This window comes from Pantoea sp. C2G6, assembly GCF_051336815.1.
Lineage (GTDB): Bacteria > Pseudomonadota > Gammaproteobacteria > Enterobacterales > Enterobacteriaceae > Pantoea.
The window spans coordinates 636,480-651,786 of sequence record NZ_JBGMNJ010000001.1 but is presented as its reverse complement, the minus strand read 5'-3'; the positions used below and the strand labels follow the sequence as shown (position 1 = coordinate 651,786).

Below are 15,307 nucleotides of genomic sequence, written 5' to 3'. Positions count from 1 at the left end.
ATTATACCAGTCGGGTGGTGTGCCACGCCGCCTTGTCGGTGACGGTGTGATAAGGCGGACGTTTCAGCTCGTAAGCCATCGTCATCGCGTCCAGCATGCTCCATAAAATATCGAGTTTAAACTGTAAAATTTCCAGCATGCGGTTCTGCGTGTCGGCGGTGGTGAAATATTCCAGCGCCAGCGCCAGGCCATGCTCCACATCGCGGTTCGCCTGACTCAGGCGGCTGCGGAAGTAAAAATAGCCCTCCTCTTTGATCCACGGATAGTGCTGCGGCCAGCTGTCGAGGCGCGACTGGTGGATCTGCGGCGCGAACAGCTCGGTCAGTGAACTGCACGCCGCCTCCTGCCAGTTGGCGCGGCGGGCAAAGTTAACATAGGCGTCCACCGCAAAACGCACGCCCGGCAGCACATGCTGTTCCGACAGCAGCGCTTCGCGTGTCAGGCCCACCGCCTCACCCAGTTGCAGCCAGGCTTCAATGCCCCCTTCCTGACCGTTGCTGCCGTCGTGATCGAGGATGCGCTGCACCCATTTACGCCGGGTAGCCGGATCGGGACAGTTAGCCATGATCGCCGCGTCTTTCAGCGGGATGGTGGTCTGGTAATAGAAGCGGTTCGCTACCCAGCCCTGAATCTGCTCGCGCGTCGCCTGGCCATTATGCATCGCGATGTGATAGGGATGATGAATATGGTAGTAAGCGCCTTTGGCGCGCAGTGCCTGTTCAAAAGCCTGCGGCGACAGCGTTTCGGTGATCTGCATGATTTAGCCCTGAAGGTGGATCGCCATCCCGTCCCAGCTCACCTCTATGCCCTGCTGCGTCAGGAACTGACGCTGGGGTGACTGTTCGTTAAGGATCGGGTTGGTGTTGTTAATGTGGATCAGAATTTTGCGCTTTGCCGGCAGCGACGCCAGCAGCGCCATCAGCCCCTGCTCTTCCGCCAGCGCCAGATGGCCCATCGCCCGGCCGGTGTTATGGCCGACGCCGGTGGTGAGCAGCTCATCATCCTGCCAGACAGTGCCATCAATCAGCAGGCAGTCCGCCTTTTGCAGCCACGGCAGGATCACCGCGTCGGGTTCACCCAGCCCTGGCGCATAGAGCAGCGTCTGGCCATTGGCCCGGTTTTCAATAAACAGCGCCACGTTATGACCCGGCAGCGGCCGGTCACGATAGGGCGAGTAAGGCGGCGCGTTGCTGATGATCGGAATGGCGGTGAACTGGAGATCGCCACAGACATCGACGCTGAACGGCGTCAGCGGCGCGATGGGCCGGTGCTGTAAGCCGCCGTTCCAGTGGCTGAGCATCGGGAAGATCGGGAAGCCGCTGCTGAGATCGGCATGCACTTCCGGCGTGCACCACACCTGGTGCGGACACCCTTCACGCAGGCTGAGCAGCCCGGTGGTGTGATCGATCTGACTGTCGGTAAGAATGATCGCGCCAATCGCCGTGCCGCGCAGCACGCCCTGGCGGGTCAGTTCCGGGGTATGCAGCATCTGCTGGCTGATGTCGGGAGAGGCATTGCATAACACCCACTCTTCACCGTTGTCGCTGAGGATAATCGACGACTGCGTGCGAGCCTGGGCCTGAATGGTGCCGTTACGCACGCCGTGGCAGTTGGCGCAGTTACAGTTCCACTGCGGGAATCCGCCACCTGCGGCTGAACCAAGGACTTTGATAAACATAGAGGAGAGCCGGAAGTTGAAAAAAATGCCCGCACAGAGGGCGGGCAGAACGATTAACGGTTGGAGATGTAAAGAGTCACTTCCAGACCGAGACGCAGATCAACGAAGGTTGGTTTTTTCCACATAATTTATTTCCTCTTGAGTAACAGTAAGCCAGAAAAGCGCGTGACCGCAGTGTAATGCGACCCCGGTCACAATTTTCCTGGCAGATGGTGCGCCAATGGCGCGTCGGGATCAAGCCCGGAACGTAATGAAATTGTTATTACAGCCCAATCTGACGCAGAACCCGTTGCCAGTTTCCCCACGCCAGTTTCTCTGTCAGTCTCTGATCATAGCCTGCTTCATGGAAAGCGGCGAGCAGTCGCGGCATTCCGCTGACATCACCCAGCGCGTCCGGTGGGGTGATCCCGTCGAAGTCGGAGCCAAACGCGACGTGATCGCTGCCCATTATCTTCAACAGGTGATCACAATGCTTAACAATTGTTGTTAACGGGGTGTCACCGACACGTTTACCGTCGGCGCGCAGAAAGGCGTTACCAAAGTTGATGCCGACCAGGCCGCCGCTGTCGCGGATCGTCCGCAGCTGATCATCGGTGAGGTTACGCGGCTGCGGGCAGAGCGCATGAGCATTGGAGTGGCTGGCGACCAGCGGCGCAGCAGAGAGCCGGGCGGTGTCCCGGAACGCCTTTTCGTTCATATGCGACACGTCGATCATCATCTTCAGCGCATTCGCCTGCGCAATCAGTCGCTCTCCCGCCGGGGTCAGGCCAGGGCCGGTGTCGGGCGAACCGGGAAAGCGACCGCTGACCCCCTGCCCGAAGCGGTTGGGCAGATTCCAGAATGGCCCGATGCTGCGTACCCCCGCCTGCCAGAAGGCGTGCAGTTGCTCACCCTCTTCATCCAGCGCGTCCGCGCCTTCAATATGCGCCACCAGCGCCAGTACCCCGGCGGCGCGGCAGGCGGCGATCTCTTCGCTGCTGCGGCAGAGCCGCGCCCGCCCCGCTGAGGCCTCAGCCAGCTGTTGCAGGATCTGAAGCTGCTGCCACATGATCGTCAGCGGTTCATACGGCTCGCTGGCGCGGGCCGGAACGGTCTGTGCAATGTACGCCTGCGGAGGCACAAAGATCGCAAACAGCCCGCCGCCCAGCCCGCCCTGCTGAATGCGCGGAAAGTCGAGGTGGCCCCGTTCAATGCCCTGATAAAACGCCTGTGCGGGCGCATCGCGATGATGCAGCCAGAGGTTGAGCAGCAGGTCGTTGTGACCGTCAAAAATCAGCATAAGCGTCCACCCGAATAAACAGGCGACCATGCTAACCCTGCCTGGCCGATTCATCAAACCGCAGCGCACGCAGGGTGTTGTCACTTTTGCGCATCAGGTTGTCAGCGTTGCGCGCGCGCGCCAGAGAGCGTGGCGGCAGACTGGTAAAAAAACCGAGGAGAACCCGATGCTGAACCAACCCGCTGATAAATATTGCCCCTCCCCGCTGATGGATCTGCCCGATCGCCAGTGGCCTTCGCGCCGGCTGACTCAGGCCCCGCGCTGGCTCGCTACCGATTTACGTGACGGCAATCAGGCGCTGGCCGAACCGATGGACCGCGAGCGAAAAATGGCGTTCTGGGAGCTGCTGCTGCGCTGCGGTTTCCGGGAGATTGAGGTCGCCTTTCCCTCGGCGTCGCAGACAGATTTTGATTTCGTCCGCGACCTGATTGAGCAGCAGCGCATCCCGCAGGATGTGACCTTGCAGGTGCTGACGCAGGCGCGTGAGGATCTGATCGCCCGCACTTTTGTCGCACTCCAGGGCGCCCCCCGCGCCATCGTGCATCTCTATAACGCCACCGCGCCGCTGTTTCGTGAGCGGGTGTTTAAGCAGAGCAAAGCGGAGATCGTGGCGCTGGCCACCGCGGGCGCACGGCAGATCCGCAGCGGATGCGAGGCGCAGCCGGAGACCCACTGGACCTTTGAATATTCGCCAGAGACCTTCTGCTTTACCGAGCCGGAGTTTGTGCTGGAAATCTGCGAGGCGGTGGCGGAAGTCTGGCAACCTGACGCGCAGCGGCCGATGATCATTAACCTGCCCGCCACGGTGGAGGTCAACACGCCTAACGTCTATGCCGACCAGATTGAGTACTTCTGCCGTCACTTCAGCCGTCGTGACGCCGTCTGCATCAGCGTCCATCCGCACAACGATCGCGGCACCGGCGTCGCCTGCGCGGAACTCGCCCTGCTGGCGGGCGCTGACCGGGTCGAGGGCTGCCTGTTTGGTAACGGTGAACGTACCGGCAATGTCGATCTGGTGACGCTGGCGCTCAATCTCTATACCCAGGGCATCGCGCCACAGCTCGATTTCAGCCAGATGCATCAGGTGATTGAGGTGGTCACCCGCTGTAACCAGCTGCCGGTACATCCACGCCATCCCTATGCGGGCGAGCTGGTTTTCACCGCCTTTTCCGGTTCGCACCAGGACGCGATTAAAAAAGGGTTCGCCTTCCGCGATCAGCAGCAGGAGCAGCAGTGGCAGATGCCCTATCTGCCGCTGGACCCGGCCGACATTGGCTGTAGCTATGAGGCGGTGATCCGCGTAAACAGCCAGTCGGGGAAAAGCGGTGCCGCCTGGCTGCTGGAGCAGAATCACGGTTTACAGCTGCCACGTGCGCTGCAACAGGAGTTCAGCCGTACTGTTCAGCAGGAGACCGACCGGCACGGCAAAGAGATGACGCACTATGCGCTGTGGCAACTCTTCTGCCGCCAGTATGGGGTGACGCAGCCCGCGGTGGCCTTACAGCGCGCTGACAGCCAGAGTGACAGCGGCGGGCAGACGCAGATCAGCGCCAGCGTGGTTTACCAGTCGCAATCGCTGAGGCTGATCGGCAGCGGTAACGGCTGGCTGTCGGCGGCGGTCAACGCCCTGCGCAGCGCGTTTGATCTGCATCTGACCATTGAGCACTATCACGAACACACGCTGGGACGGCGCAGCGACAGCCGCTCTGTCGCCTATGTCAGCTGCGTGGACGCCAGTGGCGCACGCGCCTGGGGAGTGAGTATTGACAATGACACCGCCCGCGCCGCGTTGCAGGCGCTGCTCAGCGCGGCGGGCTGCTTTCTGTCGGTGGAAAGTAGTCAGTCGGAGCCACCCCCAGCAGACGACGAAACATCGCGCTGAAGGCACTGGGGCTTTCATAGCCCAGCTCCAGCGCCACCCGCAGCACAGAGTCGCCCTGCGCCAGTCGCGTCAGGGCGATCGCCAGACGGGCGCGTCGCACCCAGTCACTGAACTGCAAACCGGTTTCGCGCATAAAATGGCGGGCCAGAGTGCGGCCTGAGACATTGAGCTGGGCGCTGGCCCGCAGCAGCGTCCAGCTTTCACCGGGCTGCTGCTGGATCTGCGCGCACAGCGCCTGTAAGCGAGGGCTGTGCGGTGTCGGCAGCGCAAAGGGCAGCACATCCATGCCGCGAATCTCATCCAGAATCAGCTCCGTCACCCGCTCAGCCCGACTGCCTGCCGGGTAACGCGCCGGCAGGCCAAGTGCGCTGACAATCAGTTCGCGCAGCAGCGGCGAAATCTGCACCACCTGACAGCTGGCGGGCAGATCGGCACGCGCCAGCGGATCGATAAACAGCGTGCGCGCCGCCACGCGGCCGGTGATCTGGAGCGCATGGCGGGTAAAGGCGGGCAGCCAGACGCCGCGACTGGGCGGCACAATCCAGCTGCCATACTCCGTTTCTACCCGGACCACGCCGCTCAGCGTGTGGATCAGCTGCGCGCAGGCGTGCTGATGCCAGGGCTCACTGGCACCGTGCGGATAATCGTGCGCCAGGGGCACCAGCGGACGGTGGCTGAAATCAAAATGCTGCTGACTCATTGCGCCTTGAGGTAGCGGTAGATCACCGCCAGATCCTCTTCACCCTGTCCGGCATCCACCGCCTGCTGCCAGAGCTGCGCGATATTCTCCAGCGCGGGCAGTGGCGTCTCTGACGCATCCAGCGCCAGCCGGGCATCTTTCAGCGCCCAGATCAGCTGCATCTGCGGCGTGTAGTCGTCGCTGGCGATCATTCCCAGCTTCATTTTCGCATAGGGCGCGGCCAGCGGACCGCCCTCCAGCACCTGCCACAGATCGTCGGTGGAGAAGCCGAACTGCTCTGCCAGCCGGGTGCTCTCCGCCAGGCTTTGCATCATGCCGATCAGCCAGCTGTTGATCACCAGCTTCATCCGGCTGCTTTTCCCCGCCTCGCCCAGCCACTGCGTGCCCTTACTGATGGCGGCAAACACCGCTTCGGCGGCCTGCGCCCGGCTTTGATCGCCACTGGCCAGTATCAGAATCTGCGCATTTTCCGCCGGTGCTTTGGTACCGGAGACCGGCGCATCAATCAGCAGCAGATCGGGGCGGGCCTGCGCGAAGAAAGCGATCAGCGCGTCGGTTTTCTCTACGCCGATGGTGCCCATCTGGCACAGCGTCGCGCCCGCTTTAAAATCCTCTTTTACCTGATGCAGCACCTGTTCAGTGGTGTCACCATCGGAGAGCATGGCGATCACCACATCCGCGTCACGCACCGCCTCTTCTGGCGAGTCAGCCAGCTGCAATCCGGCATCCAGCAGATCTTCCCCCCGAGCGCGGGTGCGGTTCCAGCCATGCACGCGAAAGCCTTTTTTCAGCAGGTTGGCAGCAAACGCATGCCCCATTGCACCCAATCCCAGAACCGCGACTTCAGGTTGTTTCATGCTGACTCCCTTATGATGTTATGTGCCGGCATCCGACAGACGCGGGTGCGATAGCGGCAGAAAAGATGGGTTTCAGCCTGGCGGCAAATGCAAAAAAAATCCAGCCCGAAACGGTGTACCCTTACTTCTCAATCCCTTACTCTACGCGGCAGGTATTACCGCGGGTTCACCCCCTCTTATTTTTCAGGCTGCTTATTAATGAAAATCCTTGCTCTGCGTCGGGCGACGCTACCGCTGTTGACGCTGCCCGTCCTTTTTCCGCTGCCGCTGCTGGCGGCGGACAATAACAATACTCTGGTAGTCAGCGCCGCACCGGCGGAAAACGGCCTTAACGAACTGGATACGCCCGCCGCCCTCAGCGTGGTGAGTGGCGACGAGATGCGCCAGGCGGCTGCGCGCGTCAATCTGTCAGAAAACCTCAGCAGCGTGCCCGGCCTGCAAATCCAGAACCGGCAGAATTACGCCCAGGATTTGCAACTGTCGATGCGCGGCTTTGGTTCCCGTTCCACCTTTGGCGTGCGCGGATTGCGCATTTATGTGGATGGCATTCCCGCCACCATGCCGGATGGCCAGTCGCAGACCTCCAATATCGACATCGGCTCGATTGATCATGTTGAGGTGCTGCGCGGCCCCTTCTCCGCCCTTTATGGCAACGCCTCAGGCGGCGTAATCAATGTCACCACCCAGCAGGGTCAGCAGCCGCCCACGCTGGAAGTCAGTAGCTGGTACGGCAGCTATGGCAGCTGGCGCAACAGCGTGAAAGCCAGCGGCGCTACCGGTGACGGCAGCCATGCCGGTGATGTCAACTACACCGTCTCCGCCTCGCGCTTTACCACCCACGGCTACCGTGACCACAGCGCCGCGCAGCGCAATCTGGGTAACGCCCGGCTTGGCGTGCGCATCGACGATCTCAGCACCCTGACGCTGCTGTTTAACAGCGTGCATATCGACGCTCAGGATCCTGGCGGCTTAACCCCGGCGCAGTGGCGTGACAATCCGCGTCAGGTGGTGAGCAACGTTTCGCTCTACAACACCCGTAAGACGGTCGATCAGACCCAGGGCGGCCTGCGTTACCAGCGCCAGATGAGCGAGAATGACGATCTCAGCGTGATGCTCTACGCTGGCATCCGCGAAACCACCCAGTTTCAGTCGATTCCTGCCGCCGTTCAGCGTCCCCCGTCTCATCCCGGCGGTGTGATCGACCTGACGCGCCACTATCAGGGCGTGGATACCCGCTGGACCCATCGCGATACACTGCTGTCGATCCCGGTGGCGCTGACCGGCGGCCTCGACTACGAAACCATGACCGAACGCCGTAAAGGCTATGAAAATTTCACCGTCAGCGACGGCGTGACTCACCTCGGCGATCAGGGCAATCTGCGGCGCAACGAGCGTAATCTGATGTGGACGCTCGATCCCTATCTGCAAACCGCCTGGCAGCTGACCGATAAGCTGTCGCTGGATGCGGGGGTCCGCTTCAGCACCGTCAACTTCGACTCCAATGACTTTTATGTCCGGCCCGGCAACGGCGACGACAGCGGTGAAGCGCGCTACCACAAGTGGCTGCCTGCCGCCGCGTTGAAGTATGCCTTTGAGCCGGGCTGGAATGGCTGGATCTCCGCCGGGCGCGGTTTTGAGACCCCGACCATCAACGAACTCTCTTATCGTGCCGATACCACCACCGGCCTGAATCTGGGGCTCCGACCTGCCACCAGCGACACGCTGGAGATCGGCAGCAAAAAGCGGATCGGCAACGGTCTGCTCAGTGCGGCCCTGTTCCAGACCGACACTCAGGATGAGATTGTGGCGGACGCCAGCAGCGGTGGACGCACCACCTATAAAAACGCCGGAGAGACCCGACGCCGCGGTCTGGAGTTAAGTCTGGATCAACAGTTTGCCTGGGACTGGCGGCTGAAAATGGCCTATACCCTGCTGGATGCGCGCTACCGCAGCAACGCCTGCGGCAGCGACAGCTGCGACGGGAAACGCATCCCAGGGATTGCCCGGAATATGCTCTATGCCGGAGTGGGGTATCTGCCGGAGCAGGGTTTCTATGCCGGCAGTGAAGTGCGCTATCTGAGCCAGATTGCAGCTGACGACCACAATGCAGTTAATACGCCCTCTTACACCGTGGCGGCGCTGAACAGCGGCTATAAGTGGCGGGTCGATAACTGGACGCTGGATCTCTTTGGCCGGGTCGATAATCTGTTTGACAGACACTATGTGGGTTCGGTAATTGTGAATGAAAGTAATGGCCGCTACTTTGAATCCGCGCCGGGGCGGAATTACAGCCTGGGCGTCTCATTAAGTTACGCATTCCTTTAATTAACAAACGGGCCAGAATTGGCCCGTTTTATTTTATTTTTTCTTTTCCTTCACCCTTAAATAATTATATCAGCTGGCTATTTCCGCCTGTCGCAGCGTCTCAGCTGGCATTACCCCTTCCCCTAATTCCATTCTGAAAACGATAACCCACCCTTAAATCAGATCTCCTTTTGGGAGTGAAAAGTTTAAGAAGAGGCTTATTTAATTGGCAATGTTTTGCTTTTTTCCTGATAAATTAGCGTCAAATTAAAACTATCAACCCCGCCGCCAGATTAAATTACCTCAATCCTCATGTGCGGCCTGATCGTTAATAGCATACAGGGAATGTTTCTTAAATGAAAAAAGTAAACTCACGTCACTTAACACCACTTGCAATTATAATCGGATTAATCCTGAGTGGAGCCGCGACCGGTGAAAATATCGGAAGCCAGTATGGGACCGATATAACACTGAATGATGGTGATATTGTTACCGGTGATGCCATCTATAACAACAGCGGCCTGTACGGCATAATCAACCCCTATAAACAGACCGGCACGGTTGAATTAGGTAAGAACTCTGTGGTTAATGTTACCGATGCGGCTAATTATGCGCGCGGTATTATTATCTGGGGCGACAAGAGTACGCTGAATGCGGATGGCCTGAGCCTGAATGTCAGTGGTGACCGGGCAAATGGTCTTAATCTGATTGGCGACGGCGTTGTCGCCAACCTGGGCAGTGGCTCCGCCATCAATGTCACCGGAACCGGGAACGTCATTGCCAACGGGGTCACGATAAAGGGCGGTTCCTCACTAACCGCCGACGCCCTCTCAATCTCCACCACGGGCAACTATGGGGTTGGTCTCACTATCACTAACCCTGGCAGCAGCGCTGACCTGGGTACGCTAAGCAGCGTAACGACCAGCGGTGACCGAAGCGGCGGGATTATTATCGACGCCTTAAACGGCAAGGCGTCGTCCAGCCCGACCTCAATCACCGCCAGTCAGCTTAGCATCAGCACCGCGGGGAGTTACTCCAATGGACTGGAGATGCAGGCGAATACCAGCGTGGATTTAGGAACGGGCAGCAGCGTGATTACCACCGGAGAGAGCTCTACCGGCATCTGGGATTTTGGTGATCTCAGCGCAGATAATCTGACTATATCGACGTCGGGAAGTGATTCAATCGCGCTGGAAGTCCGTGGTGATGGCACGGCTGATATTGGTGCTGACAGTCATGTTACGTCGGAAAAAGCGGGCGGCATTGTTGCCAGCGGCACCAATGCGACGGTGAATTTTAAAGGAACAGCAGAACAGCGCAATACCATTAAAGCCGGTGGTTCATATGGTGCATCGGCACAAACCTCGACTTCTTATGTCAATCTGGATGAGACCGATATTACCAGCACCGACATGGGCTTATGGGCATTGAATAGCGGTCATATCACCGGGAATAATCTGACTATTCAAAGCGCGTCAGTGGAAAGAGGTGCGGTTTATGCATTAGCCGGTGGCGATATTAATTTAACCGGTGATTTAGCCATTACCATGCCTTCAACAGAAGCATTAGCCATAGCTACGGAATATCATGAGGGTTATGCTGCTGGCGTTATTAACGTTAACAGTAAAGTTAATATGACCGGCTCCGTGAATTCCAACGGCGGGAAGATTGATTTAACCCTGCTGCCGGGTTCAGTCTGGGAAGGTAATGCCACCAGCGACAATATTGACAGCGGCTATTTAAATGCCTCATTAGAGAAGAGTGAATGGTATGTCAGCGGCAACTCAAATCTTGATCTGCTGAATCTGACTAACAGTACCGTGGATTTTACCCGGGCGACCTCCACAACCGGTTACACCACATTAACCGTCGCCGATTTAACCGGGGCGGGTAATTTTAATATGCGTGTTGATCTGGTCGGTGATGGCGATGGCGTGAATAACGGCGGCGATAAGCTGGTCGTTACTAACAGCAGCGCGGGCGACCATACTCTCTCCTTTGTTAACCAGGGGAGCCTGGCCACCACGGGTAATGAGCATTTAACCGTGGTTGAAACACCCGATGGCGTCGCCAATTTCACCTCAAAATCTGACGTCGAACTGGGTGGCTACCTTTATACCGTTGGTAAAACAGGCAATAACTGGGAACTCTATTCGTCAGGCTCTGCGCCAACACCGGTTGATCCGGTCACGCCAGATACGCCAGACACCCCTGTTACGCCGGATACCCCGGACACGCCTGTGACACCAGATACCCCAGACACGCCTGTGACACCAGATACCCCAGACACGCCTGTGACGCCGGATACCCCGGACACGCCTGTTACACCAGATACCCCGGACACGCCTGTGACACCGGATACACCAGACACGCCTGTGACACCGGATACGCCAGACACGCCTGTTACGCCGGATACGCCAGACACGCCTGTGACACCGGATACCCCGGACACGCCTGTGACGCCGGATACTCCAGACACGCCTGTCACACCGGATACCCCTGCGACGCCAGACACCCCGGCCACACCGGATACCCCTGCGACGCCAGATACTCCGGCTACACCGGATACCCCTGCGACGCCAGATACTCCGGCCACACCGGATACCCCTGTGACGCCGGACACCCCAACACCGACCAATAACAAGCCGATTACCACTACGGCGGATGCAGGCGGTAATTTCCTGCATATCAGCTATCTGCTCAACTATGTGGAAACGCAGACCCTGCTTCAGCGTCTGGGGGACATCCGCCAGAGCGAAGCGAAAGGTAATGTCTGGTTACGCGGCTACGGCGGCAGACTGAGCTCTTTTGCCGGTGGCAGACTGAGTGGTTTCGATATGAACTACAGCGGCTTCCAGTTTGGCGTCGATAAGAACCTGATCGAAGATCAAAAACTGTTTGGCGGCCTGTTTATGGGCACCACCCACGCTTCGCCAGAGTATCGTGGCGGTGACGGCACGGCTGAATCACAGCATGCCGGGGCGTATCTCACCTGGGTGGCAGAAAACGGTTTCTACATTGATCAGATTGTTAAAATCAATCGGGTAAAAAATCAGTTCAGCGTCAAAGACAGCCAGCAGAACCAGGTGTCCGGTCAGGCTAAATCAACCGGCATCAGCGCATCGATTGAAACCGGGAAACGTTTTAGCTTCTCCCCTGACAATCAGGGCTTCTATCTTGAACCCCAGGCGCAGTTAACCGTGGGCCGTCAGAAAGGATCACAGACCCGGGCCAGCAACGGATTGATCGTCGCGTTTAAAGATTATGATTCAGTCTATGGCCGCGTCAGCGCGCTGGCGGGATACAGTCAGCAGAGTGACAACATCAACTATAACGCCTACTTCAAAACCGGCATGGTTCGTGAGTTCTCAGCCAATATGCAGTATGCATTGAACGGTTCAAAAGAGAGAGCGGGCTTCAGCGGTAACGGCTGGAACAACGGACTGGGGATTAGTGCGAGTCTGAACAATACCCATAACTTCTATCTGGAGGCGGATCTCACCACCGGAGAGCGTTTCAACCAACGCCAGATCAACGCAGGGTATCGTTTCAGCTTCTGATTGAGTAAGTCTGTTTCCGTTACCACTGTCCTGCCAGCGATGGCAGGACATTTTTTTGCCCGCGCAGTCGCGTCAGGCGCTGCGCTGTAATAAGGCTGCAATATCTGCGCTGCTGCCGGTTTCGCCCAGCCGCGGGAAGATCAGATTCACGCTGTTATTGTGGGTATCGATATTAAGATCGGTCATCGCATCGGTGGCTAACGTGACGTTGTAACCTAACTCATACGCCTGGCGTGCCGTGGACTCTACCCCGATGCTGGTCGCGATACCGCAGATCACTACCTGCGTTATTCCGCGCTGCTGCAATTCCTGATGCAACGGCGTAGCGTGAAACGCGCCCCAGGTTTTTTTTGTGATGGTGAGATCACCCTGCTGCGGCGTCATCGCCGGAACCAGCGTGGCCCAGTCAGCCGGTAACTCGCCGCTGTGACGCGCCTGTTCGTTGCGGCCTGGCGCCCCACCGGCCACGTTAACCAGCACCACCGGCAGTGCTTTCTCACGAAACGCCTGCACCAGTCGGGCGCAGCGTTCGATCACCGGCTGCGGCTGATGAACCAGCGGCAGCGCCACAATGCCCTGTTGCAGATCGATAACAATCAGCGCGGTTTTTGTATCAAGTGTGGTTACAGCCATAGGAGATCCTCAGAATTAGTGGTCAGCGAGTCGTTGCAGTAAGGGAAGAGTTTCAATCAGCTGCTGCTGTTCCGCCGGGCTGAACCGCGTCTCCAGCGTCTGGATCAGCCAGTCGTCGCGCATCGCGCGGCTGGCGGCGATCACCGCCAGAGCGAGGTCGGTCGGGCGATAGCAGGTTTTGCGGCCATCATGGGGATCGGGGTCACCCGCCACCATTCCCGCGGCCAGCAAACCGGCGACCGTGGTGCCCATTGACTGCGTGCGCACTCCTTCGGCGGCGGCCAGTTGCGTCACCGTCATCGCGCCGTCGCGCACCAGATGACCCAGCACCGCCAGCTGCGACCAGGTGAGCTCGCCCGCCGGGGCGGATTCCCGCAGCCGCCGGCCCAGCTTGCCCACCAGCATGCGCAGCATCGTGGCCGATTCAGTCAGATCGCTCATTTCTCTCTCCCCGGATAAGCGCAAAGTATAGAGATACGAAGGTAAACTGTGTAGTTTGCCCTGGTATCAATTTGTAACCCCTGGCCGATGCAGATAGTGGATCAGGCTGTGAAAGCGCAGCGGCGTGTTAAGCGGATTGCGATAGCTGTGCGCCACATCGGCACTGAACTGAAACGCCTCGCCGCACTGCAAACGTCGCCAGAGATCGCCGACACCCAGCAGCAGCTCTCCCTCAATTACTACCACCTGCTCGATACAGCCCGCCTCATGGGGCGACGAATGGCTCTGTGCGCCCGCCGCCAGCTCCACCGCCAGCAGGTCAAACCGTAGTTGCGGATCGTAAGGCAGCAGCGGCTGCACCGACATCTCCGCATTCGGCTGGCTGAAGCCCGCCACATCCCCGGCTGGCACTACGCGGCCATTGATAAAGAATGAAAACGGGACGTTGAAACCGGTGGCGATCTTCCATAGCGTCGCCACCGTCGGGCTCGATTCACCGCGCTCAATCTGTCCCAGCATCGCTTTACTGACGCCGGTGCGTTCCGCCGCCAGCGTCAGGCTCCAGCCATTCGCCTGACGCAGCTGTCTCAGCGCGCTGCTCAGGTGTTGCTGAACATCTGCCATCGTCTCTCCTGAATCTTCTCGTCAGCCTGATGACTGACGTTATGGAGCCAGTGTAACACTTGTGCGTTATAGCGCATCATGCGACCATGTGCGCTATAACGCACAAGGGAGTCATCCGATCATGAAAAGAGGGAGTCGTTCTTTATTCACCCTGCCGATGCTGGTTTCCGGCTTTGTGGCGGTGCTGGTGAGCTACAGCAGCAGCGGGGCCATTATCTATCAGGTTTTTCAGGCGGCGGGGGCATCGCCAGCGCAGATTGGCGGCTGGCTGTCGGTGCTGGGGATCGCGATGGGGATCGCCTCGCTCGGGCTGTCGCTGCGCTACCGCATGCCGGTGCTGGCAGCCTGGTCGACGCCCGGCGCGGCGCTGCTGGCGACCAGTTTTCACGGCATCTCACTCAATCAGGCGGTCGGGGTGTTTATCTTCGCCAATCTGCTGATTGTGCTCTGTGGCGTCACCGGCCTGTTTGCCCGCCTGATGCACTATATTCCCGCCTCGCTGGCCTCGGCGATGCTGGCCGGGATCCTGCTGCGCTTCGGGTTACAGACCTTCGCCGACTTACAGATTAACTTTGTGCTGTGCGGCAGCATGTGTCTGGCCTGGCTGCTGGCGCGGCGCTGGCTGGCACGCTATGCGATTCTGGTGACGATGCTGGTGGGCATCGCGGTAGCGCTGGCGCAGCATGCCATCCACTTTCCGCCGCAGCCAGTTATGCTGGCGCTGCCGCAACCGGTGATGCCGCACTTCAGCCTGGCGACGCTGCTGGGAATTGGCCTGCCCTATTTCCTGGTGACGATGGCGTCGCAGAATACGCCAGGCATTGCGACCTTACAGGCGCACGGCTACCAGCCCCCGGTTTCCGCCCTGATCAGCTGGACCGGCCTGATTGCGCTGCTGCTATCCCCGTTCGGCGGCTTTTCGGTCTGCGTGGCGGCGATTACCGCGGCAATCTGTATGAGCGAAGAGGTGGACCCCGACCCGCAACAGCGCTGGCGCGCCGCGGCGCTGGCGGGCCTGTTTTATCTGCTGGCGGGGGCGTCAGGCGCGCTGATCGCCGTGCTGTTCAGCGCGCTGCCCGCGGTGCTGATTGAGGCGCTGGCCGGACTGGCCCTGCTCGCCACGCTCGGCAGCAGCCTGCAACGCGCGCTGGAGCAGCCCGCCGAACGGGACAGTGCGCTTATCACCTTTCTGATTACCGCGTCCGGTGTCACACTGCTGGGCATCGGCCCCGCCTTCTGGGGACTGGCGGGCGGCGTGATGGCCCATCTGCTGCTGCGCCGCAAAGCTCGCTGAAGGCACGTTATTATCCGGTCTGGCGGTTACTTTTCCGCCAGCCAGTGAAAAAACC

Annotated in this window: 13 protein-coding genes; 4 read left to right on the top strand and 9 right to left on the bottom strand. The window is 59.2% G+C overall.

The window, feature by feature from the left end; all coding sequences use genetic code 11:
* Position 1: 1 nt before the first annotated feature.
* The 4 genes from pqqC to ACCW71_RS03095 form a co-directional block, all read right to left on the bottom strand.
* Complete coding sequence (gene pqqC / locus ACCW71_RS03110) at positions 2-757, bottom strand: pyrroloquinoline-quinone synthase PqqC (RefSeq protein WP_436369563.1); 756 nt, start codon at positions 755-757, stop codon at positions 2-4.
* Positions 758-760: 3 nt separating this feature from the next.
* Complete coding sequence (gene pqqB, locus ACCW71_RS03105; protein WP_436369562.1) at positions 761-1,678, bottom strand: pyrroloquinoline quinone biosynthesis protein PqqB; 918 nt, start codon at positions 1,676-1,678, stop codon at positions 761-763.
* 53 nt (positions 1,679-1,731) lie between these two features.
* Positions 1,732-1,803, bottom strand: a complete 72-nt coding sequence (gene pqqA, locus ACCW71_RS03100) for a pyrroloquinoline quinone precursor peptide PqqA (RefSeq protein WP_009090272.1) — start codon at positions 1,801-1,803, stop codon at positions 1,732-1,734.
* A 137-nt stretch (positions 1,804-1,940) separates the two neighbouring features.
* The gene (locus ACCW71_RS03095) at positions 1,941-2,957 is read right to left on the bottom strand and encodes a dipeptidase (RefSeq protein ID WP_436369561.1); all 1,017 of its coding nucleotides are present in this window, start codon (positions 2,955-2,957) and stop codon (positions 1,941-1,943) included.
* A 166-nt stretch (positions 2,958-3,123) separates the two neighbouring features.
* Between ACCW71_RS03095 and leuA the strand changes: the two genes are divergently transcribed.
* Complete coding sequence (gene leuA / locus ACCW71_RS03090) at positions 3,124-4,839, top strand: 2-isopropylmalate synthase (RefSeq protein WP_436369559.1); 1,716 nt, start codon at positions 3,124-3,126, stop codon at positions 4,837-4,839.
* On the opposite strand, the gene ACCW71_RS03085 is transcribed toward leuA, so the two are convergent.
* Positions 4,760-5,539 carry an AraC family transcriptional regulator gene (locus ACCW71_RS03085; RefSeq protein ID WP_436369558.1) on the bottom strand — a complete coding sequence of 260 codons (780 nt, stop codon included), beginning with the start codon at positions 5,537-5,539 and terminating at the stop codon, positions 4,760-4,762. The two genes, leuA and ACCW71_RS03085, sit on opposite strands and share 80 nt — an antisense overlap.
* Positions 5,536-6,396, bottom strand: a complete 861-nt coding sequence (locus tag ACCW71_RS03080; protein ID WP_436369557.1) for an NAD(P)-dependent oxidoreductase — start codon at positions 6,394-6,396, stop codon at positions 5,536-5,538. Before ACCW71_RS03080 ends, ACCW71_RS03085 begins: the two co-directional genes overlap by 4 nt.
* Before the next feature lie 198 nt (positions 6,397-6,594).
* On the opposite strand from ACCW71_RS03080, the gene pqqU reads away from it, so the two are divergent.
* Both pqqU and ACCW71_RS03070 read left to right on the top strand, forming a co-directional pair.
* On the top strand, positions 6,595-8,721 hold the full coding sequence (gene pqqU, locus ACCW71_RS03075; protein WP_436369556.1) for a TonB-dependent receptor PqqU: 2,127 nt from the start codon (positions 6,595-6,597) through the stop codon (positions 8,719-8,721).
* 335 nt (positions 8,722-9,056) lie between these two features.
* The gene (locus ACCW71_RS03070) at positions 9,057-12,260 is read left to right on the top strand and encodes an autotransporter outer membrane beta-barrel domain-containing protein (RefSeq protein WP_436369555.1); all 3,204 of its coding nucleotides are present in this window, start codon (positions 9,057-9,059) and stop codon (positions 12,258-12,260) included.
* Positions 12,261-12,332: 72 nt separating this feature from the next.
* Here ACCW71_RS03070 and ACCW71_RS03065 read toward each other — a convergent pair whose 3' ends face one another.
* The 3 genes from ACCW71_RS03065 to ACCW71_RS03055 form a co-directional block, all read right to left on the bottom strand.
* Complete coding sequence (locus ACCW71_RS03065; RefSeq protein ID WP_436369554.1) at positions 12,333-12,893, bottom strand: isochorismatase family protein; 561 nt, start codon at positions 12,891-12,893, stop codon at positions 12,333-12,335.
* Positions 12,894-12,908: 15 nt separating this feature from the next.
* The gene (locus ACCW71_RS03060) at positions 12,909-13,334 is read right to left on the bottom strand and encodes a MarR family winged helix-turn-helix transcriptional regulator (RefSeq protein WP_436369552.1); all 426 of its coding nucleotides are present in this window, start codon (positions 13,332-13,334) and stop codon (positions 12,909-12,911) included.
* A gap of 66 nt (positions 13,335-13,400) precedes the next feature.
* On the bottom strand, positions 13,401-13,958 hold the full coding sequence (locus ACCW71_RS03055; protein WP_436369551.1) for a helix-turn-helix domain-containing protein: 558 nt from the start codon (positions 13,956-13,958) through the stop codon (positions 13,401-13,403).
* Between the two features lie 121 nt (positions 13,959-14,079).
* Here ACCW71_RS03055 and ACCW71_RS03050 point away from each other — a divergent pair, with 121 nt between their 5' ends.
* The gene (locus ACCW71_RS03050; RefSeq protein ID WP_436369550.1) at positions 14,080-15,252 is read left to right on the top strand and encodes a benzoate/H(+) symporter BenE family transporter; all 1,173 of its coding nucleotides are present in this window, start codon (positions 14,080-14,082) and stop codon (positions 15,250-15,252) included.
* Positions 15,253-15,307 lie beyond the last annotated feature (55 nt).